Raw genomic sequence first — 16,180 nt, forward strand, 5'->3', positions numbered from 1 at the left:
AATCGAGGAAATATGAGCATTCAAGAGTATTAACAAGAATCCTTGAAGGTTTTACACAATAAACATCATTTTTTGTCGGTTTTTATTGATTTATTCAAAAATATTATGTATAATCAGCCTTGTTGATTTTGCAAATGGAATTTTAGGAGGTTTTTATTTTGGGAAAAGCGTTAATTATTGGCGCTGGCGGTGTTTCCAGTGTTGTTGTTCACAAATGCTGCCAGAACCCGGATGTATTTGAAGAGATCTGCATAGCTAGCAGAACTGTCGCGAAATGTGACGCTCTGAAAGATAAATTAGCCGGAGGCCGCACGAAGATTTCTACTGCTCAGGTCGATGCAGATAATACGGACGAAGTCATTGAACTGATCAAGAGCTTTGAGCCGGATGTCGTTATTAATGTCGCTCTCCCATATCAGGACCTGACAATCATGGATGCGTGCCTGGCAACAGGAGTGCACTATGTGGATACTGCCAACTATGAACCACAAGATACAGCGAAATTCGAATACTCCTGGCAGTGGGCTTACAAAGAAAGATTCGAAAAAGCAGGCCTTACCGCGTTGCTTGGTAGTGGATTTGATCCAGGTGTAACGGGCGTGTTCACAGCTTACGCTCAAAAGCACTATTTTGATGAGATTCATACCATTGATATTGTAGATGCCAATGCGGGTGATCACGGATATCCATTTGCAACAAACTTTAATCCTGAAATCAATATTCGTGAAATTACAGCCAATGGCCGCTATTTCGAGAATGGCGAGTGGATTGAAACTGCACCGCTTTCTGAGAAAAAAGTATACGATCTTCCGGAGATTGGTCCAAAGGATATCTATCTTTTGTATCATGAAGAATTGGAATCCTTGGCGGTTAACATCAAGGGCGTGAAGAAGATCCGTTTCTGGATGACCTTCTCGCAGAACTACCTAACTCACTTGAAAGTGCTTGAGAATGTGGGTATGACTTCTATCGAGCCTATCATGTATGAAGGTAAAGAGATTGTTCCTCTGCAATTCTTGAAGGCGATTTTACCGGATCCAGCTTCCCTGGGACCAAGAACAAAAGGTAAAACGAACATTGGATGTATCATCCAAGGAACTAAAGACGGAAAGCCAAAAACTTATTATGTATACAATGTTTGCGATCATGAAGAGTGCTATGCAGAGGTTGGCTCCCAAGCCATTTCCTACACTACAGGCGTTCCTGCAATGATCGGAGCGATGTTAATTATAAAAGGTATCTGGAAGAAGCCAGGCGTATTTAACGTTGAAGAGTTCGATCCAGATCCATTCATGGAAGCTTTAAATAAACATGGTCTGCCTTGGCAAGAAGATTTCTCGCCAACGCTGTTAGACTAAGGCGCGATAATGGATATAGATATCAGCGCAATCCCGTCACCATGTTACCTTGTAGATGAAAGATTGCTTACTCGTAATCTTGAGATTATGAATTCTGTACAGGAACGCACTGGAGCAAAGATTTTGCTCGCGCAAAAAGGCTTCTCCATGCATTCCTTGTATCCGTTAGTTGGGAAGTACTTGCATGGTGTAACCTCGAGCTCCTTGTTCGAAGCCAGACTTGGCTATGAAAAGATGGGCAAAGAGGTTCATGTGTACGCACCAGCTTATATAGATAGTGAATTCGATGAGCTTCTAGGATACTCCGATCACATTGTGTTCAATTCTTTTGACCAGTGGAATCGATTCAAGGATCGCGTTAAGAATGCACCGAAGCACATCAGCTGCGGCATTCGAGTGAATCCGGAATATTCCGAGATCGAAGTTCCGCTGTATGATCCGTGCTACAATTATTCCAGAATGGGAGTAACCCTCCCTAACTTCAGACCGGAAGAGCTTGAGGGCATTGATGGACTCCACTTCCATACCATGTGCGAACAGAATTCAGATACCCTTGAGCGTACGCTCAAGGTAGTCGAAGAGAAGTTCGGACCTTATCTCAAAGGAATGAAATGGCTTAATTTCGGGGGCGGTCATCATATTACACGTCCTGATTATGATCTGGAGACCTTGATCAAGTGCATTCTGCACATGAAAGAGACTTACGGTGTGGAAATTTATCTGGAGCCGGGAGAGGCAGTAGCTCTTAATACCGGATATCTGGTAGCTACCGTTCTCGATGTGATGCATAACGGAATGGACATTGCAATTCTCGACACCTCGGCAGAGTGCCACATGCCGGACGTACTGGCAATGCCGTACCGTCCGAACATTATCGATGCTGGACAACCTGGGGAATATCCTTATACGTACAGATTAGGTGGAATGACTTGCCTAGCTGGAGATGTTATTGGAGATTATTCCTTTAAGGAACCTTTGAAATACGGCGATAGACTCGTATTCCTCGATATGGCCCATTATTCCATGGTGAAGAATCATATGTTTAACGGTGTGAATCTGCCTTCCATTGTTAGTTACAATGAAGAAGAGGGAATCAAAGTAATCAAGCAGTTCGCTTTCGAAGATTTTAGCGGACGTTTATCTTAATAGTAAAAAGGTGTCCCTTAGTGGGACACCTTTTTTGATGTAAAGAAGTTATGCGTAGGATTACTCCTTATTGCATCGTAATGGCGATACGCTCCTCCTGCGGGAGCCACTCAACATTTGCTCCGAGTTGCTCACTTATAAAGCGAAGCGGCAGATACATCGAACCGTTTACGATGAAAGGGAGAGTAGGAAGATCCACGGATTTATTGTTCACCATCGTCGCTCCAGTTACACCGTTAATACTGATGGCAAGAGCCGGTTTATCTGTAGCAGAGCGTGTAATCATAATTTGTTTATCTATGGTTTTCGCTGCTGTAATGTTCTCTTTATAGGTAATTGTGGCTCCTAATTTTTCGAAAAGCGATCGAAGGGGGACGAAATTTTGTCCGTTTCGAGTAATAACTCCATTTGAGAGAGGGATAGATTCTCCGTTTAAGGAGATTGAAATCGGTTTTTGCACTGGAACGGGTGCATCATGGTTGAATTCATAGTCGCCGTAGCCCAGCTGTGCGTCCTTATTGACACCCCAGCCCCAGAGTGAGCCGTCTTTCTTTTGCATGATGATGTGTCGTCCGCCTTTCTTTAGGCTACTTACTTCTTTTTCGAGAAGTGTGAATTTTGAATCTGCGGGCATCATTTCGTTTTCAATAGAAGTTTGATAGACGTTTCCTTCCCCTGTTAATGCAACAATAGAGCGCTCTACGATGTAAGTATCGACTACATTTTTGATTCCTTTTAGAAGCATCGGTGGTTGCTCATGATAGGTTGTTCCGTCTGAGGAACCTGTAATGGTAGCGCCCCAGAACCATAATTGAGAGGCCCCATCAATGGCTAATAGGCTGTTCTGATTTCCTTTTAAACTCTTAATGGTACTGATTCCCTTGATTGGGGTCGCAGATAGATCTATTTGAGCTCCTTGGTTCTTGTAATAATCTTGGACTGGCCAACTCCATAAGGAGCCGTCCTTCTTAAGTGCAAGATTGTTTTTGATTTGAATAACATCCGTTAAATTCTGGATGGTTTCGAAGCTTTCAAAGTCATCGCGTGTAGTAGAAATAGTTCCATCTTTCTTTAAGAACACGTAACGTGTCCAGTTCTTATGAAGATCAGACTCATAGTAACCACCCACAGCTGCCACGTTGTCGACGCCGGAAACCGTTGTGAAATCAGAGGTTGTGAGGCCATCGGACGAAAGGGTGGCGCTCAGAATCGTCCCGTCTCCTTTAAGGGCTATCGTTCTATTTCCCACCGTGAACATATCGACCAGATTGTCTAGCTCTTGAACGGGGGTCACTTTAACCGTTTCAGAGTATGCCGATGTTCTCCATTGCCAGACCGAAAGGTCTTTCTTCATTACATATTGGGAACCAAAGTATGCTTGTACCTCATTCAGGTCATGGATTTGAGTAGGGACGGAGCGATTCCCTCCCCATACCCAGAAGGAACCATCCGTTTTGGTCAGATAATCCGCGCCATACGAAGTGAGGTTGGTAGTCGGGGTTGTTTTCTCTGCAACTGCAACTGCGCTTACATTAGAGGCGAAGCTTAATACTAGAAGAGCACTAACCATGCTGAGCCATTTTTTCATAGGAATACCTCTCTTTTTCTTATTAGATTATCTCAATATGAACATGCTATATACCATTATATTACATTTAGACGTTAGTACTACTGGAAAAGTTTCTTCATATTATCCGCTCACAAGAAAGGTCTCATGTGATACAATAATTTAGTCTGTTTTTTAAAATGTAAGAAAGTATAAGTTTCACACTATACTTTATTTTTATATTTCCCGCTTAAACACTTACCGTCCTTATAAGGACGCCGATGGCGTTTATGCTTGATTAGCTATTGAAGGGTTCGTATCTGAGGAGGAAGTCAGCGTCAATGAAACATGCACCGTTTATTGCAGTGGAAGGCCCAATCGGGGCTGGGAAAACAACATTAGCTTCTATGCTAGCAGAGGAATTAAATTTGCCGATCATTAAAGAGATTGTCGATGAGAATCCGTTTCTGGCTAAATTTTATGAGAACATGGACGATTGGAGCTTTCAACTGGAGATGTTTTTTCTCTGTAATCGGTATAAGCAGCTTGAAGATACCGTCACACAGTACATAGATAAAGGGATGCCGGTCATTTCGGATTACCATATTTATAAGAACCTCATCTTTGGAGAACGAACGCTGAATGGGACAAAACGTGAAAAGTATCGGCAAATCTATCATGTGCTTACGGATGATCTGCCGAAGCCGAATATCATTCTCTATATTAGAGCCAATTTAGATACGTTATTAACAAGGATTGAAAAACGTGGGCGGCCCTTTGAAGAGGGAATGGATACTGCTTATTTAGAGCAATTAATTAAAGATTATGATGACGCGATGGCCTCTCTAACGGTTCAGGAGCCTTCGACCGTAATTATTACCATTGATGGAAATGCAGTCGATTTCGTGGAGAATCCAGAACACTTCACTGAAATTGTCTCTTATATAAAGGAGCTAATGAAATGAATTCATATCATATCCCGGAAAATGCCATAATTACCGTGGCTGGAACTGTTGGGGTGGGAAAATCCACTTTAACAGGCGCTTTGGCTAAAAGACTTAATTTTCAAACCTCGCTAGAGCAGGTCGATCACAATCCTTATCTCGAAAAGTTCTATCATGATTTTGAGAGATGGAGCTTTCACTTGCAAATCTACTTTCTTGCTGAACGTTTTAAAGAGCAGAAGAAGATGTTCGAACTTGGCGGTGGTTTTGTTCAGGATCGTTCCATCTATGAAGATACCGGTATTTTTGCGAAAATGCATGCAGATCAAGGTACGATGTCCAAAACGGACTATGAAACCTACACCAGCCTGTATGAAGCTATGGTTATGACACCGTACTTCCCGCACCCTGATGTGCTGATTTATATTGAAGGCAGCCTGCCCTCCATCCTGACTCGAATTAATGAACGTGGTCGTGAGATGGAAATTCAAACGGATGTTTCCTACTGGGAGCATATGCATGGCAGATATTCGAAATGGATCAACGAGTTTACAGCATGCCCAGTGCTCCGTTTGAACATTGATGATTATGATGTGAATGATGAGACTTCGATGTCGGATATTCTTGTGAAGGTTGGCGAAGCGATTCATAAGCCTACTGATAAAATATAATAATTGATGATTAGAAGCTCCCAGGGTTTGGGGGCTGTTTTTTATGAGATCAGAAAGCGAACTAAGCGATATAAACTGAGTTTGAGGGGTGAATTGTAAAATAAAAAAAGACCCAAATCATAGATATGGGTCTAATAGGGAAGTGTCCGTTGTCCTAGTAATAAAATACGAAAAACAATCCAAATTGGTGTGGACATTGTAGTGTGCTCAAAGGTGACGGCCTATATTTATAGCCCTTTTTTATGGATATGTATTCCAGTCTAGTAAAAACTAGTTATTTGTCCATGACTAAAATTAATAAGATGCGTACACTGAACTATCTTTATAGGGAGGTGTACGTATTGAGTTGTCCAGACGATAAAAAATGTCATAAGAAAAAAATCGTCACTGTTTTTCCTTCGAAAAGAAAAAGAAAAGAACATCGTCGAAAAGTTATTAAGAAGATTGTGCAAGTCACATGTCCTCCACCTGAAGTGAACGTTACCACTCCAACAGTAGTTGGTGCTACAGGACCTCAAGGAGCACAAGGAATCCAAGGAATACAAGGGGCCCAAGGAGTACCAGGACCCCAAGGAGCACGAGGCCTCCAAGGAGCAGAAGGACCTCAAGGTCCCGCCGGTGGGCCTCCAGGACCCCAAGGACCTCAAGGTCAACCTGGGCCAGCGGGAGCAATGGGTCCACAGGGTGTAGCGGGACCCGTTGGTCCTCAAGGTGAGCAAGGAGTACCGGGTGCACAAGGACTCGTGGGTCCTCAGGGTCCACAAGGTATACCTGGTCCTGCTGGAGTTGTAGGACCACAAGGCTTTGTAGGAGCAACCGGAGCAGCAGGAGCGCCGGGAGCAGCGGGAGCGACAGGAGCAACCGGAGCGGCAGGAGCGCCGGGAGCAGCGGGAGCGACAGGAGCAACCGGAGCGGCAGGAGCACCGGGAGCAGCGGGAGCGACAGGAGCAACCGGAGTCGCAGGAGCGCCGGGAGCAGCAGGAGCGACAGGGGCAACTGGAGTCGCAGGAGCGCCGGGAGCAGCGGGAGCGACAGGGGCAACCGGAGTCGCAGGAGCGCCGGGAGCAGCGGGAGCGACAGGAGCAACCGGAGCGGCAGGAGCGCCGGGAGCAGCGGGAGCAGCAGGAGCGACAGGGGCAACCGGAGTCGCAGGCGCGCCGGGAGCAGCGGGAGCGACAGGGGCAACTGGAGTCGCAGGAGCGCCGGGAGCAGCGGGAGCGACAGGGGCAACCGGAGTCGCAGGCGCAACGGGAGCGACCGGAGCAGCAGGAAGTGTATTAGGATTTGCTGATTTCTTCGCCCTGATGCCCCCTGATAATGCAGCAACTGTAGCACCGGGCACAGACGTGAGTTTTCCTCAAGATGGTCCTACTAGTGGAACTACTATTACCAGAACCGGTCCTAGCTCTTTTAATTTAGCGGCAATAGGGACTTATCAGGTGATGTTCCAGGTCAGTGTATCCGAAGCGGGGCAATGGATATTAACGCTGAATGGTGCTGATCTGGCTAATACGGTGGCCGGACGAGCGACAGGAACTTCTCAGATCGCTGGGATGGGCCTTGTGACTACAACAGTCATCAACTCAATACTCACTGTACGAAATCCTGCAGGAAATTCAACGGCACTGACGATCACTCCTCTTGCTGGAGGAACAAGATCTGTTTCAGCACATCTCGTTATTACACAATTAGCTTAGCGAAATCTCTTGCGTATAGATAATTTGGAAGTTTGCCACCTTAATTAGGTGGCTTTTCTTATGGCATTTTCTGGTATTTTTATTTGACTTCAAATCAGAGTTGACGCAAAATAAGAAGGAGATGATGTAAAATTGAATTTTTCGGGGAGAATTGTACATGAATAATAAATCAGGTCGTCATTCCTTCCGAGAGCGACTGGATCATATGGTGGGTAAGCTTCGTACGGATATCCTAAGTGGAGTGCTACAGCCAGGTGCTTATCTGCCAGCAGAGAGTATGCTAGCCAAGCAATTTGAGTTAAGCAATAAATCGGTCAGAAGAGGGCTGGATGTGTTAGTCCAAGAAGGCCTTATCGTCAAAATCGACCGTGTCGGAAGCAAGGTTATGGAGTCCGTGCAGGAGAGAATCCGTATTCATTTTGGCTGCAGTGCCTCGCTGTCCAAGGACTTTCTGCTGGATGATCTAATTGGTGAATTTCATCGACTGCATCCCGGTATTCATATTCTTCCGCTGGCGCTGAATGATTTTGACCATGTGAATTCTGCCGTAGAGATGATCAATAATGGGATGCTTGATGCCGTATCTCTGAATAGCACGCAATTTCAGGAAATGGCTGAAAATGGCTCGGCTGAGCTGCTGGAATCGCTTGATCCTGATCCTGAATTATATCCAATCGCGACAGAAGCTTTCTATCATGAAGAACAGTTGTATGCTTATCCGATTTCCTTCTCCCCCGTGGTGCTGTGCTACAACAAGGCTCATTTTCGGGAAGCGGATCTTCCTGAGCCGGATAGCTATTGGACCTGGGATGACTTAATTGAAGCGGCTCGTCAGTTGGCAGAGAATCGTGGACGCCATGCTATTTATTTTGTGCCTGCTTCCGAGAACCGTTATTCTGTATTCCTGCTGCAGAGCGGGATTCAAACCGTGGCAGACGGGACCGAACACCGTACACTTAGTCCAGAGACGGCAAATAGTCTCAGTGTGTATAGCCGGCTCGTGAACAACCATCAGATTTTCCCTAAATATCTTGCTGGCAATCATGAAGATGAGACGATCTCCTTGTTTGTTCAAGAACAAGTTTCCATGATTCTGACGACATTTTTTAATTTAAATGAATTCAAGGAATTAACACTGGACTATGATCTTGCGCCGTTACCTAGGCTAAAAACAAAAGATCCACAGAAGACGCTGCTAGTGACGATCGGAGCGGCTGTAGTCGGAAATTCAAGACAAAAGGAAGCGGCTCGTCAATTCGTGAACTTCCTTGCATCCGTAGAAGCACAGAAAATTATCCGGGAACGCACAGTGAGCATTCCAGTTCGAAAGCGGATCGCTGAGATGAGCACTACGGATCATTTGAATCGTCCTTCGAGATATCTGATGTACAGAGAGTTATTTCCAACCTTCTCCTACCTTAAAGATTTAGGGCTTCCCATAGCCGTTCTAAAAAGCTTTCGTAAATTGTTGAACGCTTATTGGTCAAAGATGATTGATGAGGAAACGCTTCATGAGGAATTGAGTCTCTTAATTTCGGAACAGGGTGATACCGAGCAGAAGCTTTGAAAGGTGTTTTTCTGCGATGGATGTTCTCGGTAGAATAAATGTAACGCGTGATAATGGTGCTGGTGGGCCATTATCACGCATTTTTTTCAAAAAAAAAGAAAGTTTAAGTTGCGCGCTATATCTTATCTATATAAGATCAGAGTCGGCTTATTTGAAGCGTCTAAATGCAGGTGTTTTTGTAAGCGTTTTCTATTAAATTTGAGGGGTTTCTACATTTTGCGACAGGTACATGTTATATAAGGTTACACTTATTAGAGATATTTCTTATTATTATATTGACATCATGTAGGCTGGAAAATATAATAAAATACATCAGATATATATCAGTTTAGCGAAATGAAAGATCTGATGATCTGAAATGTAAATCAAAAAGAAGTCAGAACAGATGTTTTCGTCTAATTAAAGTAGAAAAAAAGCAGTTGAAAGGAGGATATCCCCTATAAAAGGTAATTTTTAGAGTGATTTCTCATTTAAAAATTTATTAATGTATCTTTGATTCCTTCTGATTTATGTTAGTGAATATATCATAATGATTATCTTATTTTTTAGTTATTAATAGGGGGTTGAATTATGAATGTTGCTAAAAGGAAATTAGTTCTGCTGCTGCCTGTCCTGTTGTCATTAGTTACACTCGTATCTGCTTGCGGCGGTTCGAATACTAAGACAGGCAATACCGCAGATCCTACTGCGGAAGTTCAGAAGGCTACGCAAGCTCCCGCTAAGGAAGGTAAAACAGTAGGTGGTCTGCAGCTCCCGATTGTTTCAGATAAGCTTGAACTGTCACTTTGGTCACCCAGCGGCGGCAATTTCAGAGGAACTAATTTTAATGAGAAATTATCCTTTCAGCAAATGGAAGAGAACACTAACATTCATATCAACTTTCAACATAGTACGGAAGCCAGTGCGGAAGCCTTCAGCTTATTAATGTCATCTGGCAAGCTGCCGGACATCATCTACAATGATCTGTGGGGCACGGATTCCGGAAAATATGGTACACAAGGCGCACTGCTTCCTCTGGAAGATTTAATTGAGAAAAATGCGCCAAACTTCAAGAAAATCCTCGACGACAACCCGGATATCCGGGGACAAATCACTTCGCCTGAAGGCCACATTTTTTACCTGCCTAATCTCGTTCTTGATTCACAGGATCTTACTCAAATGTTCCCGCAAGTGCGGAAAGACTGGATCGATAAGCTGGGTCTATCAATGCCAGAAACTACCGAAGATTGGTATAACATGCTCAAGGCTTTTAGGGAGCAGGATGCCAACGGAAATGGCAAGAAGGATGAAATTCCACTAGTCACAGTCAACTTGGAAAATATCATGATGTTATTCGCTCCTGCTTTTGGCGTCGACTACGGATTCTTCGTGGATAATGGTCAAGTGAAATATGGTCCGAATGATCCAAGATTCAAGGATGTCGTGACCTATCTGCACCGTCTTTATGATGAACAATTGCTTGACCCGAACTATCTGGTAGATACCACATTCCAGACGCTGACTGAGAAGGTGACTACCGATGTGGCAGGGGCTTGGTTTGGTTGGTCTGGCTCCTACATGGGGAACTTTACTACCCTAATGGAGGGCAAACATCCAACCTTTAAAATTGCACCAGCCATTCCACCTAAAGGACCGAACGGTGATCAACGTCATGTCTCCTTCCGCTGGCAGGCAGCAGCACACGGATTAGCGGTTTCCTCGCGGACGGAGCATCCTGAGGAAGTGATGAAATGGCTGGATTATCAATACTCAGAAGAAGGCATTCTGCTGAACAACTTTGGGGTTGAAGGCAAGTCATATGATCTGGTAAACGGAGAACCGATTTATAAGAAAGAAGTAACTCATCCGACCAATGGCCTCACGAATACACAAGAGCTGCTGAACCATACGATCGGGGGCGGAAGCTGGGCTACGGTAGCGGATACCAGATATGCTGAACAAATCCGAGAAGCTAACGGGCAAACGGAGAATCCGCTCGAGCTATACAGTGACTATATCGATTTTGATAGCAAGTTGCCTCCAGTCCAATTCACAACAGAGGAAAATGATGTAGTGGTTCCGTTAATGGCCGATATTCAGACTTATGTAGCCGAAACAATCAATGCCATGATCATGGGGCGCCAAAAGATTGAGGAATATGACAAAGTAACGAAGCAGCTTGAAAAGATGGGAATTAACGATGTGTTAAAAGAGTATCAGGTGGCATACGAGCGATTTAAAGGGAAATGATTCAGCTTGTGAGTAGTTTGTCGTGGGTCGAGCGGTTCAGAGATTGCTTTGTGACCGCTCGCCACATGACAGCTATGACAAACGCCAGTATCCGGGAGAGGAGAACTATATGGCTATACCTTTAAAAGTCGCTAAAGTTGAAAGCAGGAAGCTTCCGGTCAAAAGGAGTCCGATTCCCTGGAAGCGGATAGCCTCTAATCGCTATCTCTATCTCATGCTCCTCCCTACGGTTTTGTATTTTCTGATTTTTGAATACAAGCCGATGTATGGGGCGATCATTGCCTTTAAGAATTTCAACCCCTACTTGGGAATCACGGATAGTCCTTGGGTAGGCTTCAAGAATTTCGAGAAGTTTTTCGAAAGCTATTATTTTCTCAGACTGCTTAAAAATACCTTCTTAATGAGTTTCTACTCATTGATCTTCATTTTTCCTGCTTCACTTGCTTTTGCTCTGCTGCTTAATGAGCTGCGGCTCAAAAAGCTGAAGTCCTTTCTACAGACCGTGTCTTATTTGCCGCATTTTATTTCGCTGATCGTCATCTGCGGGATGATTATTGATTTCACCAAGCCCGGAGGGATTATTAACAGCCTGTTGCTTGGCATCGGCCTGATCTCGGAGCCTATTCAGTTCCTGATTCTGCCGGAATGGTTTCGAACGATCTATGTGGGTTCTGGCATGTGGCAGAGCCTAGGCTGGAACTCAATTATCTACTTAGCGGCGCTATCTGGCATCAATCCGAGCTTGTACGAGGCTGCCGTTGTTGACGGAGCAGGGCGATGGAAACAGCTAACGAATATAACGCTGCCCGGGATTCTGCCTACGGTGCTAATTCTCTTGATTCTGAATGTGGGTACCCTGCTGAATGTGGGCTGGGACAAAATTATATTGCTTTACAATCCAGGAACGTACGTCACTGCAGATGTTATTTCAACATTTGTGTATAGACGAGGTGTGATGGAGGCGAATTACAGCTTTTCTGCTGCAGTAGGATTATTCAATTCCGTAATTAACTTCTCATTGCTCGTTCTAGCCAACCGTATCAGCCGGAAAACAACTGAAAGCAGCCTATGGTGAGCATAAGCTTCCGATGCGAGTTTTGTACGATTTTTAGGAGGGTAGACAATGGTTGTGAAACGCAGTATGAGTGAAATCATTTTCGACAGCTGCAATGTGCTGTTTCTAATCTTGTGTTCTTTCCTGTTCCTGTACCCGATGTGGTACGTGCTGGTCTCCTCATTCAGCGATGCGCATGCGATTGCTGCGGGGAAGGTGAGCTTCTTTCCAATCGGCTTTAATCTAGATGCTTACAAGCTGGTATTTGAGGACACGCGGGTATGGACGGCTTATGGAAACACTTTCTTTTATGTCATTGCCGGTACGTTGATTAATCTGGTGCTAACTACACTTGGTGCTTATCCTCTGTCCAGAAAGAATCTGGAGGGGAGAAATGTCATTATGGCCTTCATTGTGTTCACGATGTTTTTCAGTGGTGGTCTAATTCCTGCATATCTGAATGTCCGTGAGCTTGGCTTGTATGATACGCGGTGGGCGCTGCTGTTACCTGGTGCGGTTAGTGCTTTTAATTTGATAGTGATGCGGACCTTTTTTCAGTCTATTCCTGATAGTTTGATAGAGTCTGCCAAAATAGACGGCGCCCACGATTTCAGAATTTTACTGCGGATCGTGCTTCCGCTCTCCATGCCGGTTCTGGCAGTGATGACCCTCTTCTATGCGGTAAGCCACTGGAATAGTTGGTTCTCGGCCATGATTTATTTACAGGATCGGAATTTGTTCCCGCTTCAATTGATTTTGAGGGAAATCCTGATTCAATCCTCTGCGCAAAATATGCTGGCTGGCGTTACTCAAGATGAGGTGTTTCGGATCAGTGAATCTATTAAATTCGCTACGATTATTATTGCTACCATACCGATTTTGATGATCTATCCATTTTTGCAGAAATATTTTGTAAAAGGCGTAATGATCGGTGCGTTGAAGGAGTAACAGCCATAGAGAAGATGCTGCATGTGACGGAATCGTTTCTGAAGCAGTCGGGAGGAGAAGACATATGAAGGCGGTAATATCTCAGGAAGGACAGATTCGCATGTCGGATGTTCTGACACCAGTCATTGAAGATGGATTTGTACTAGTCCAGACTGAATATTCGGCGATTAGCCCCGGAACGGAAATGATGATGAATGGCCTGCACCGTACGCAACAAATTGTACTTGGATACAGTGCAGCGGGTGTAATCCGAACACGTGGGAACGGAATGGAACACTGGCCTGAGGGGCTTCGGGTAGCTTGTTACGGCGGACCTTATGCGAAGCATGCAGAATGGCTGCTAATGCCTCAGCATCTGATGGTGCCCATTCCTGACCATGTTAGTTCGGAGGAAGCATCAACTGTAGGGCTTGGAGCTATTGCAGTACATGCAGTAAGGCAGGTTGCACCGCAGTTTGGGGAGACACTTGTCCTGATCGGTGCCGGAATTCTTGGGCAGTTGATTGCTCAAATTGCTAAGGCGGCAGGATGCCGGGTGATCGTCTATGATTTGCTTGCAGAGCGCTGTGAGATGGCTGAGCGCCTTGGAATTAGACATATCGCTACTAGCCCAGAGAAGGTTAAGGAACATCTTGCTAACCTGACGGAGGGCATGGGAGCGGATGCAGTCATCGTATGCGCAGGCGGTAAAACCGGAGACCTTATTGATCAAGCGCTAGAGTGGGTACGGGATCGCGGCAAGGTACTGTTGGTTGGAGATGTTAAGCCGGATTTCTCTCGTGATCTGATGTTCGGTAAGGAAGCCCAAGTGCTGATTTCTAGAGCCGGAGGTCCCGGACGATATGATCCTATCTATGAGCGGAAGGGGATTGACTATCCTTACGGCTACGTGCGGTGGACGGAAGGGCGTAATATGGCTGAATATATTCGGTTAATTTCTGAAGGGGACATTCAGGTGAAGCCGTTAATTAGCGCGATATTCCCGGTTGAACGCTGTGAAGAAGCCTTTCGGCGTTATGCAGAGGATCCAGTGGATCTGTTGGGAGCAGTATTAGCTTATCCTGCGGCAGTTTCAGGGGGAGATGCGAAGGTTAAGGAACAGCTGACGAAAGAAGGCGGAAGCAGATGAAGGCGCTGCGGATCGGTGAGCCACTGAACGGTCTGGCGGTTTGGGCCTCAGCTTATGGAACATGGCAAGGGGCAGACCGGATCTACGCTGTTTCTTCCGGGAGTCCTTGCATCTTATTTGTTCTAGACCCGAGCGGTGAACAAGCGGTGGAACGGTATGCGCTGGAAGGCTCGGATCATTGCTGGGGTGTAGTCTTAACAACCAGCGGAGTGTATATCGGGGGAAGTGGCGTTTTGTACAGGTACACTCATGAGAATGGTGTGGAGAACCTGGGTGAGATGATTCCCGGTGAATTCTATACGTGGCGGTTGGCAGCAGATACGCAAGGCAGGATCTATGGGGGATGTTATCCTGGGGGGAAAGTGTTCCAGTATGACCCAGCGACAGGAGTGTTTAGGGATTACGGTGCTATGGTAGCTGGAGAACAGTATGCGCGTTCTATGGAAGCATGGAACGGTAAGCTCTATGTGGGAGTTGGTACACAAACCCCACATATTGTTGTACTGGATACGGAGACGGGAGAACGCTCGGAAATCAGGCTACCAGATGAATGTAAAAGCGAGCAACTGGTGTATGACTTGAACATCGTTCAGGGCAAGCTTTTTGCTCGAATTACACCGTCTGCACGGTTGTACATTTATGATCTGGAACTGCAGGAGTGGGGAGACACTTTGGATCATGTGAGTGGACTTAGTGTTTCGCCGCCGGATGAGCTGGGAAATGTGTATTTCATTAAAGATGACTATTTGCAGCGTTATGATGTCCGGACTGGAAGCCTGTTCGTTACTTCACTAGCTATGCCGGAGCCTGCAGGTGATTATGGCTGGCTGAATAACCATGCTCTAAATCGGAAAGAGCGCTGCTTAACGGGTGTATACAGGGACGGGAGTTGCTGGATTTACGATCCGGCGACGGATCGGTATACGGTCAAAGACTTCGGCCTGCAAGGTCAATCGGTCCATTTGCAGTCTATGACCTATGGACCTGATGATGCTCTCTACATCGGAGGGTATTTCGCAGGTGGGCTGTCCAGATTCGATAAGGCAGCCGATGAGATCATTTCATATCGGGGCATTGGTCAGACGGAAGGTATGCTAGCTGGTAGAGATTGTCTTTATCTAGGTGTATATCCGCGAGCGAATATTTTCAAATATGACCCGAACGAAGATTGGAAGCCGGGTGAGAATCCAGAGCTGCTATTTTCCTTGCAGGAAGAGGAGCAGGACCGTCCTTTTGCTTGGGCTTGGGCAGGAGAAGTGCTGGCAATTGGAACGGTCCCTTCCTATGGTCGGCATGGAGGAGCGTTGACACTGTACAATCCTGCGAGCGGTGCGCGTGAGGTGTTTAGAAATCTTTTGTCGCAGCAGAGTGTTGTTTCCTTGGCGATTAGTGATCAGCTGTTGTTCGCTGGAGGGTCCGTTTGGGGTGGACTTGGAATTGCTCCTCAGCGTGCAGATGCGTCTCTAATGATTTGGGATATGCAGAAGCGCTGCAAAGTATGGGAAGGCGTACCTGTGCAAGGAGAAAGGGCTATTTCTGCTTTGGTTCTAGATGATGTAGGGCATCTTTGGGGTTTGACGGCGGGACTGTTATTTCGGTTCGATCCACAGCAGAAGCGGACTGTGAAGACTTATTCTTTGTTCTCCATGGACTGGAATGTGGTGACTCATTTTTGGCGTAGCGGCAATGAATTGCTCTACAAGGAAGGCTTGTTGTACGGGGTGTCGATGAATCGATTGTTCAAGTTTGATGTGCGGAGTGAGGAGCTTGAGGTGTTGAATGACGATGCGCGGCTACTGACGATGAACCGTGAGGGCGATCTTTATTTTGCAAGAACTACAGCATTATATCGGATGCACAAGTAAGTTTTGCACTATCCTTGGCGAAGGGT

General features: G+C 45.6%; 12 protein-coding genes. 11 read left to right on the forward strand and 1 reads right to left on the reverse strand.

Annotated elements, in window-relative coordinates; genetic code table 11:
• The first annotated feature begins 158 nt into the window (after nucleotides 1-158).
• Together QNH28_RS09595 and nspC are read left to right on the forward strand one after the other, a co-directional pair.
• Nucleotides 159-1,358 (forward strand): saccharopine dehydrogenase family protein, encoded by a 1,200-nt coding sequence (locus QNH28_RS09595; protein WP_042126167.1) that lies wholly within the window; start codon nucleotides 159-161, stop codon nucleotides 1,356-1,358.
• Between the two features lie 9 nt (nucleotides 1,359-1,367).
• A complete protein-coding gene (nspC, locus tag QNH28_RS09600) occupies nucleotides 1,368-2,504 on the forward strand; it encodes a carboxynorspermidine decarboxylase (RefSeq protein WP_283911159.1) in 1,137 nt (378 codons plus the stop codon).
• 67 nt (nucleotides 2,505-2,571) lie between these two features.
• On the opposite strand, the gene QNH28_RS09605 is transcribed toward nspC, so the two are convergent.
• On the reverse strand, nucleotides 2,572-4,092 hold the full coding sequence (locus QNH28_RS09605) for a stalk domain-containing protein (protein ID WP_283911160.1): 1,521 nt from the start codon (nucleotides 4,090-4,092) through the stop codon (nucleotides 2,572-2,574).
• A gap of 299 nt (nucleotides 4,093-4,391) precedes the next feature.
• Here QNH28_RS09605 and QNH28_RS09610 point away from each other — a divergent pair, with 299 nt between their 5' ends.
• From QNH28_RS09610 to QNH28_RS09650, 9 genes are all read left to right on the forward strand, one after another.
• A complete protein-coding gene (locus tag QNH28_RS09610) occupies nucleotides 4,392-5,015 on the forward strand; it encodes a deoxynucleoside kinase (RefSeq protein WP_283911161.1) in 624 nt (207 codons plus the stop codon).
• Nucleotides 5,012-5,665, forward strand: a complete 654-nt coding sequence (locus QNH28_RS09615; RefSeq protein WP_283911162.1) for a deoxynucleoside kinase — start codon at nucleotides 5,012-5,014, stop codon at nucleotides 5,663-5,665. The genes QNH28_RS09610 and QNH28_RS09615 overlap by 4 nt, the downstream gene beginning before the upstream one ends.
• Before the next feature lie 341 nt (nucleotides 5,666-6,006).
• Nucleotides 6,007-7,362 (forward strand): collagen-like protein, encoded by a 1,356-nt coding sequence (locus QNH28_RS09620; RefSeq protein WP_283911163.1) that lies wholly within the window; start codon nucleotides 6,007-6,009, stop codon nucleotides 7,360-7,362.
• Nucleotides 7,363-7,519: 157 nt separating this feature from the next.
• Nucleotides 7,520-8,929: an extracellular solute-binding protein gene (locus tag QNH28_RS09625; RefSeq protein ID WP_283911164.1), complete on the forward strand. Its 1,410-nt coding sequence runs from the start codon at nucleotides 7,520-7,522 to the stop codon at nucleotides 8,927-8,929.
• A gap of 570 nt (nucleotides 8,930-9,499) precedes the next feature.
• Nucleotides 9,500-11,158 carry an extracellular solute-binding protein gene (locus tag QNH28_RS09630; protein WP_283911165.1) on the forward strand — a complete coding sequence of 553 codons (1,659 nt, stop codon included), beginning with the start codon at nucleotides 9,500-9,502 and terminating at the stop codon, nucleotides 11,156-11,158.
• A 109-nt stretch (nucleotides 11,159-11,267) separates the two neighbouring features.
• Complete coding sequence (locus QNH28_RS09635; RefSeq protein ID WP_481858361.1) at nucleotides 11,268-12,233, forward strand: ABC transporter permease; 966 nt, start codon at nucleotides 11,268-11,270, stop codon at nucleotides 12,231-12,233.
• Between the two features lie 48 nt (nucleotides 12,234-12,281).
• Nucleotides 12,282-13,160 carry a carbohydrate ABC transporter permease gene (locus QNH28_RS09640; RefSeq protein WP_283911166.1) on the forward strand — a complete coding sequence of 293 codons (879 nt, stop codon included), beginning with the start codon at nucleotides 12,282-12,284 and terminating at the stop codon, nucleotides 13,158-13,160.
• 64 nt (nucleotides 13,161-13,224) lie between these two features.
• Entirely contained in the window at nucleotides 13,225-14,289 is a 1,065-nt protein-coding gene (locus tag QNH28_RS09645; protein ID WP_283911167.1) for a zinc-dependent alcohol dehydrogenase, read from the forward strand.
• Nucleotides 14,286-16,154, forward strand: a complete 1,869-nt coding sequence (locus QNH28_RS09650) for a WD40 repeat domain-containing protein (protein WP_283911168.1) — start codon at nucleotides 14,286-14,288, stop codon at nucleotides 16,152-16,154. Before QNH28_RS09645 ends, QNH28_RS09650 begins: the two co-directional genes overlap by 4 nt.
• The last annotated feature ends 26 nt before the right edge of the window (nucleotides 16,155-16,180 follow it).

Source organism: Paenibacillus sp. G2S3, assembly GCF_030123105.1.
Lineage (GTDB): Bacteria > Bacillota > Bacilli > Paenibacillales > Paenibacillaceae > Paenibacillus_AQ.

Coding starts and splice junctions, on each gene's coding strand:
- nspC (WP_283911159.1), top strand. CDS start 1,368: ATGGATATAGATATCAGCGCAATCCCGTCACCATGTTACCTTGTAGAT.
- QNH28_RS09605 (WP_283911160.1), bottom strand. CDS start 4,092: ATGAAAAAATGGCTCAGCATGGTTAGTGCTCTTCTAGTATTAAGCTTC.
- QNH28_RS09610 (WP_283911161.1), top strand. CDS start 4,392: ATGAAACATGCACCGTTTATTGCAGTGGAAGGCCCAATCGGGGCTGGG.
- QNH28_RS09615 (WP_283911162.1), top strand. CDS start 5,012: ATGAATTCATATCATATCCCGGAAAATGCCATAATTACCGTGGCTGGA.
- QNH28_RS09625 (WP_283911164.1), top strand. CDS start 7,520: ATGAATAATAAATCAGGTCGTCATTCCTTCCGAGAGCGACTGGATCAT.
- QNH28_RS09630 (WP_283911165.1), top strand. CDS start 9,500: ATGAATGTTGCTAAAAGGAAATTAGTTCTGCTGCTGCCTGTCCTGTTG.
- QNH28_RS09635 (WP_481858361.1), top strand. CDS start 11,268: ATGGCTATACCTTTAAAAGTCGCTAAAGTTGAAAGCAGGAAGCTTCCG.
- QNH28_RS09640 (WP_283911166.1), top strand. CDS start 12,282: ATGGTTGTGAAACGCAGTATGAGTGAAATCATTTTCGACAGCTGCAAT.
- QNH28_RS09645 (WP_283911167.1), top strand. CDS start 13,225: ATGAAGGCGGTAATATCTCAGGAAGGACAGATTCGCATGTCGGATGTT.
- QNH28_RS09650 (WP_283911168.1), top strand. CDS start 14,286: ATGAAGGCGCTGCGGATCGGTGAGCCACTGAACGGTCTGGCGGTTTGG.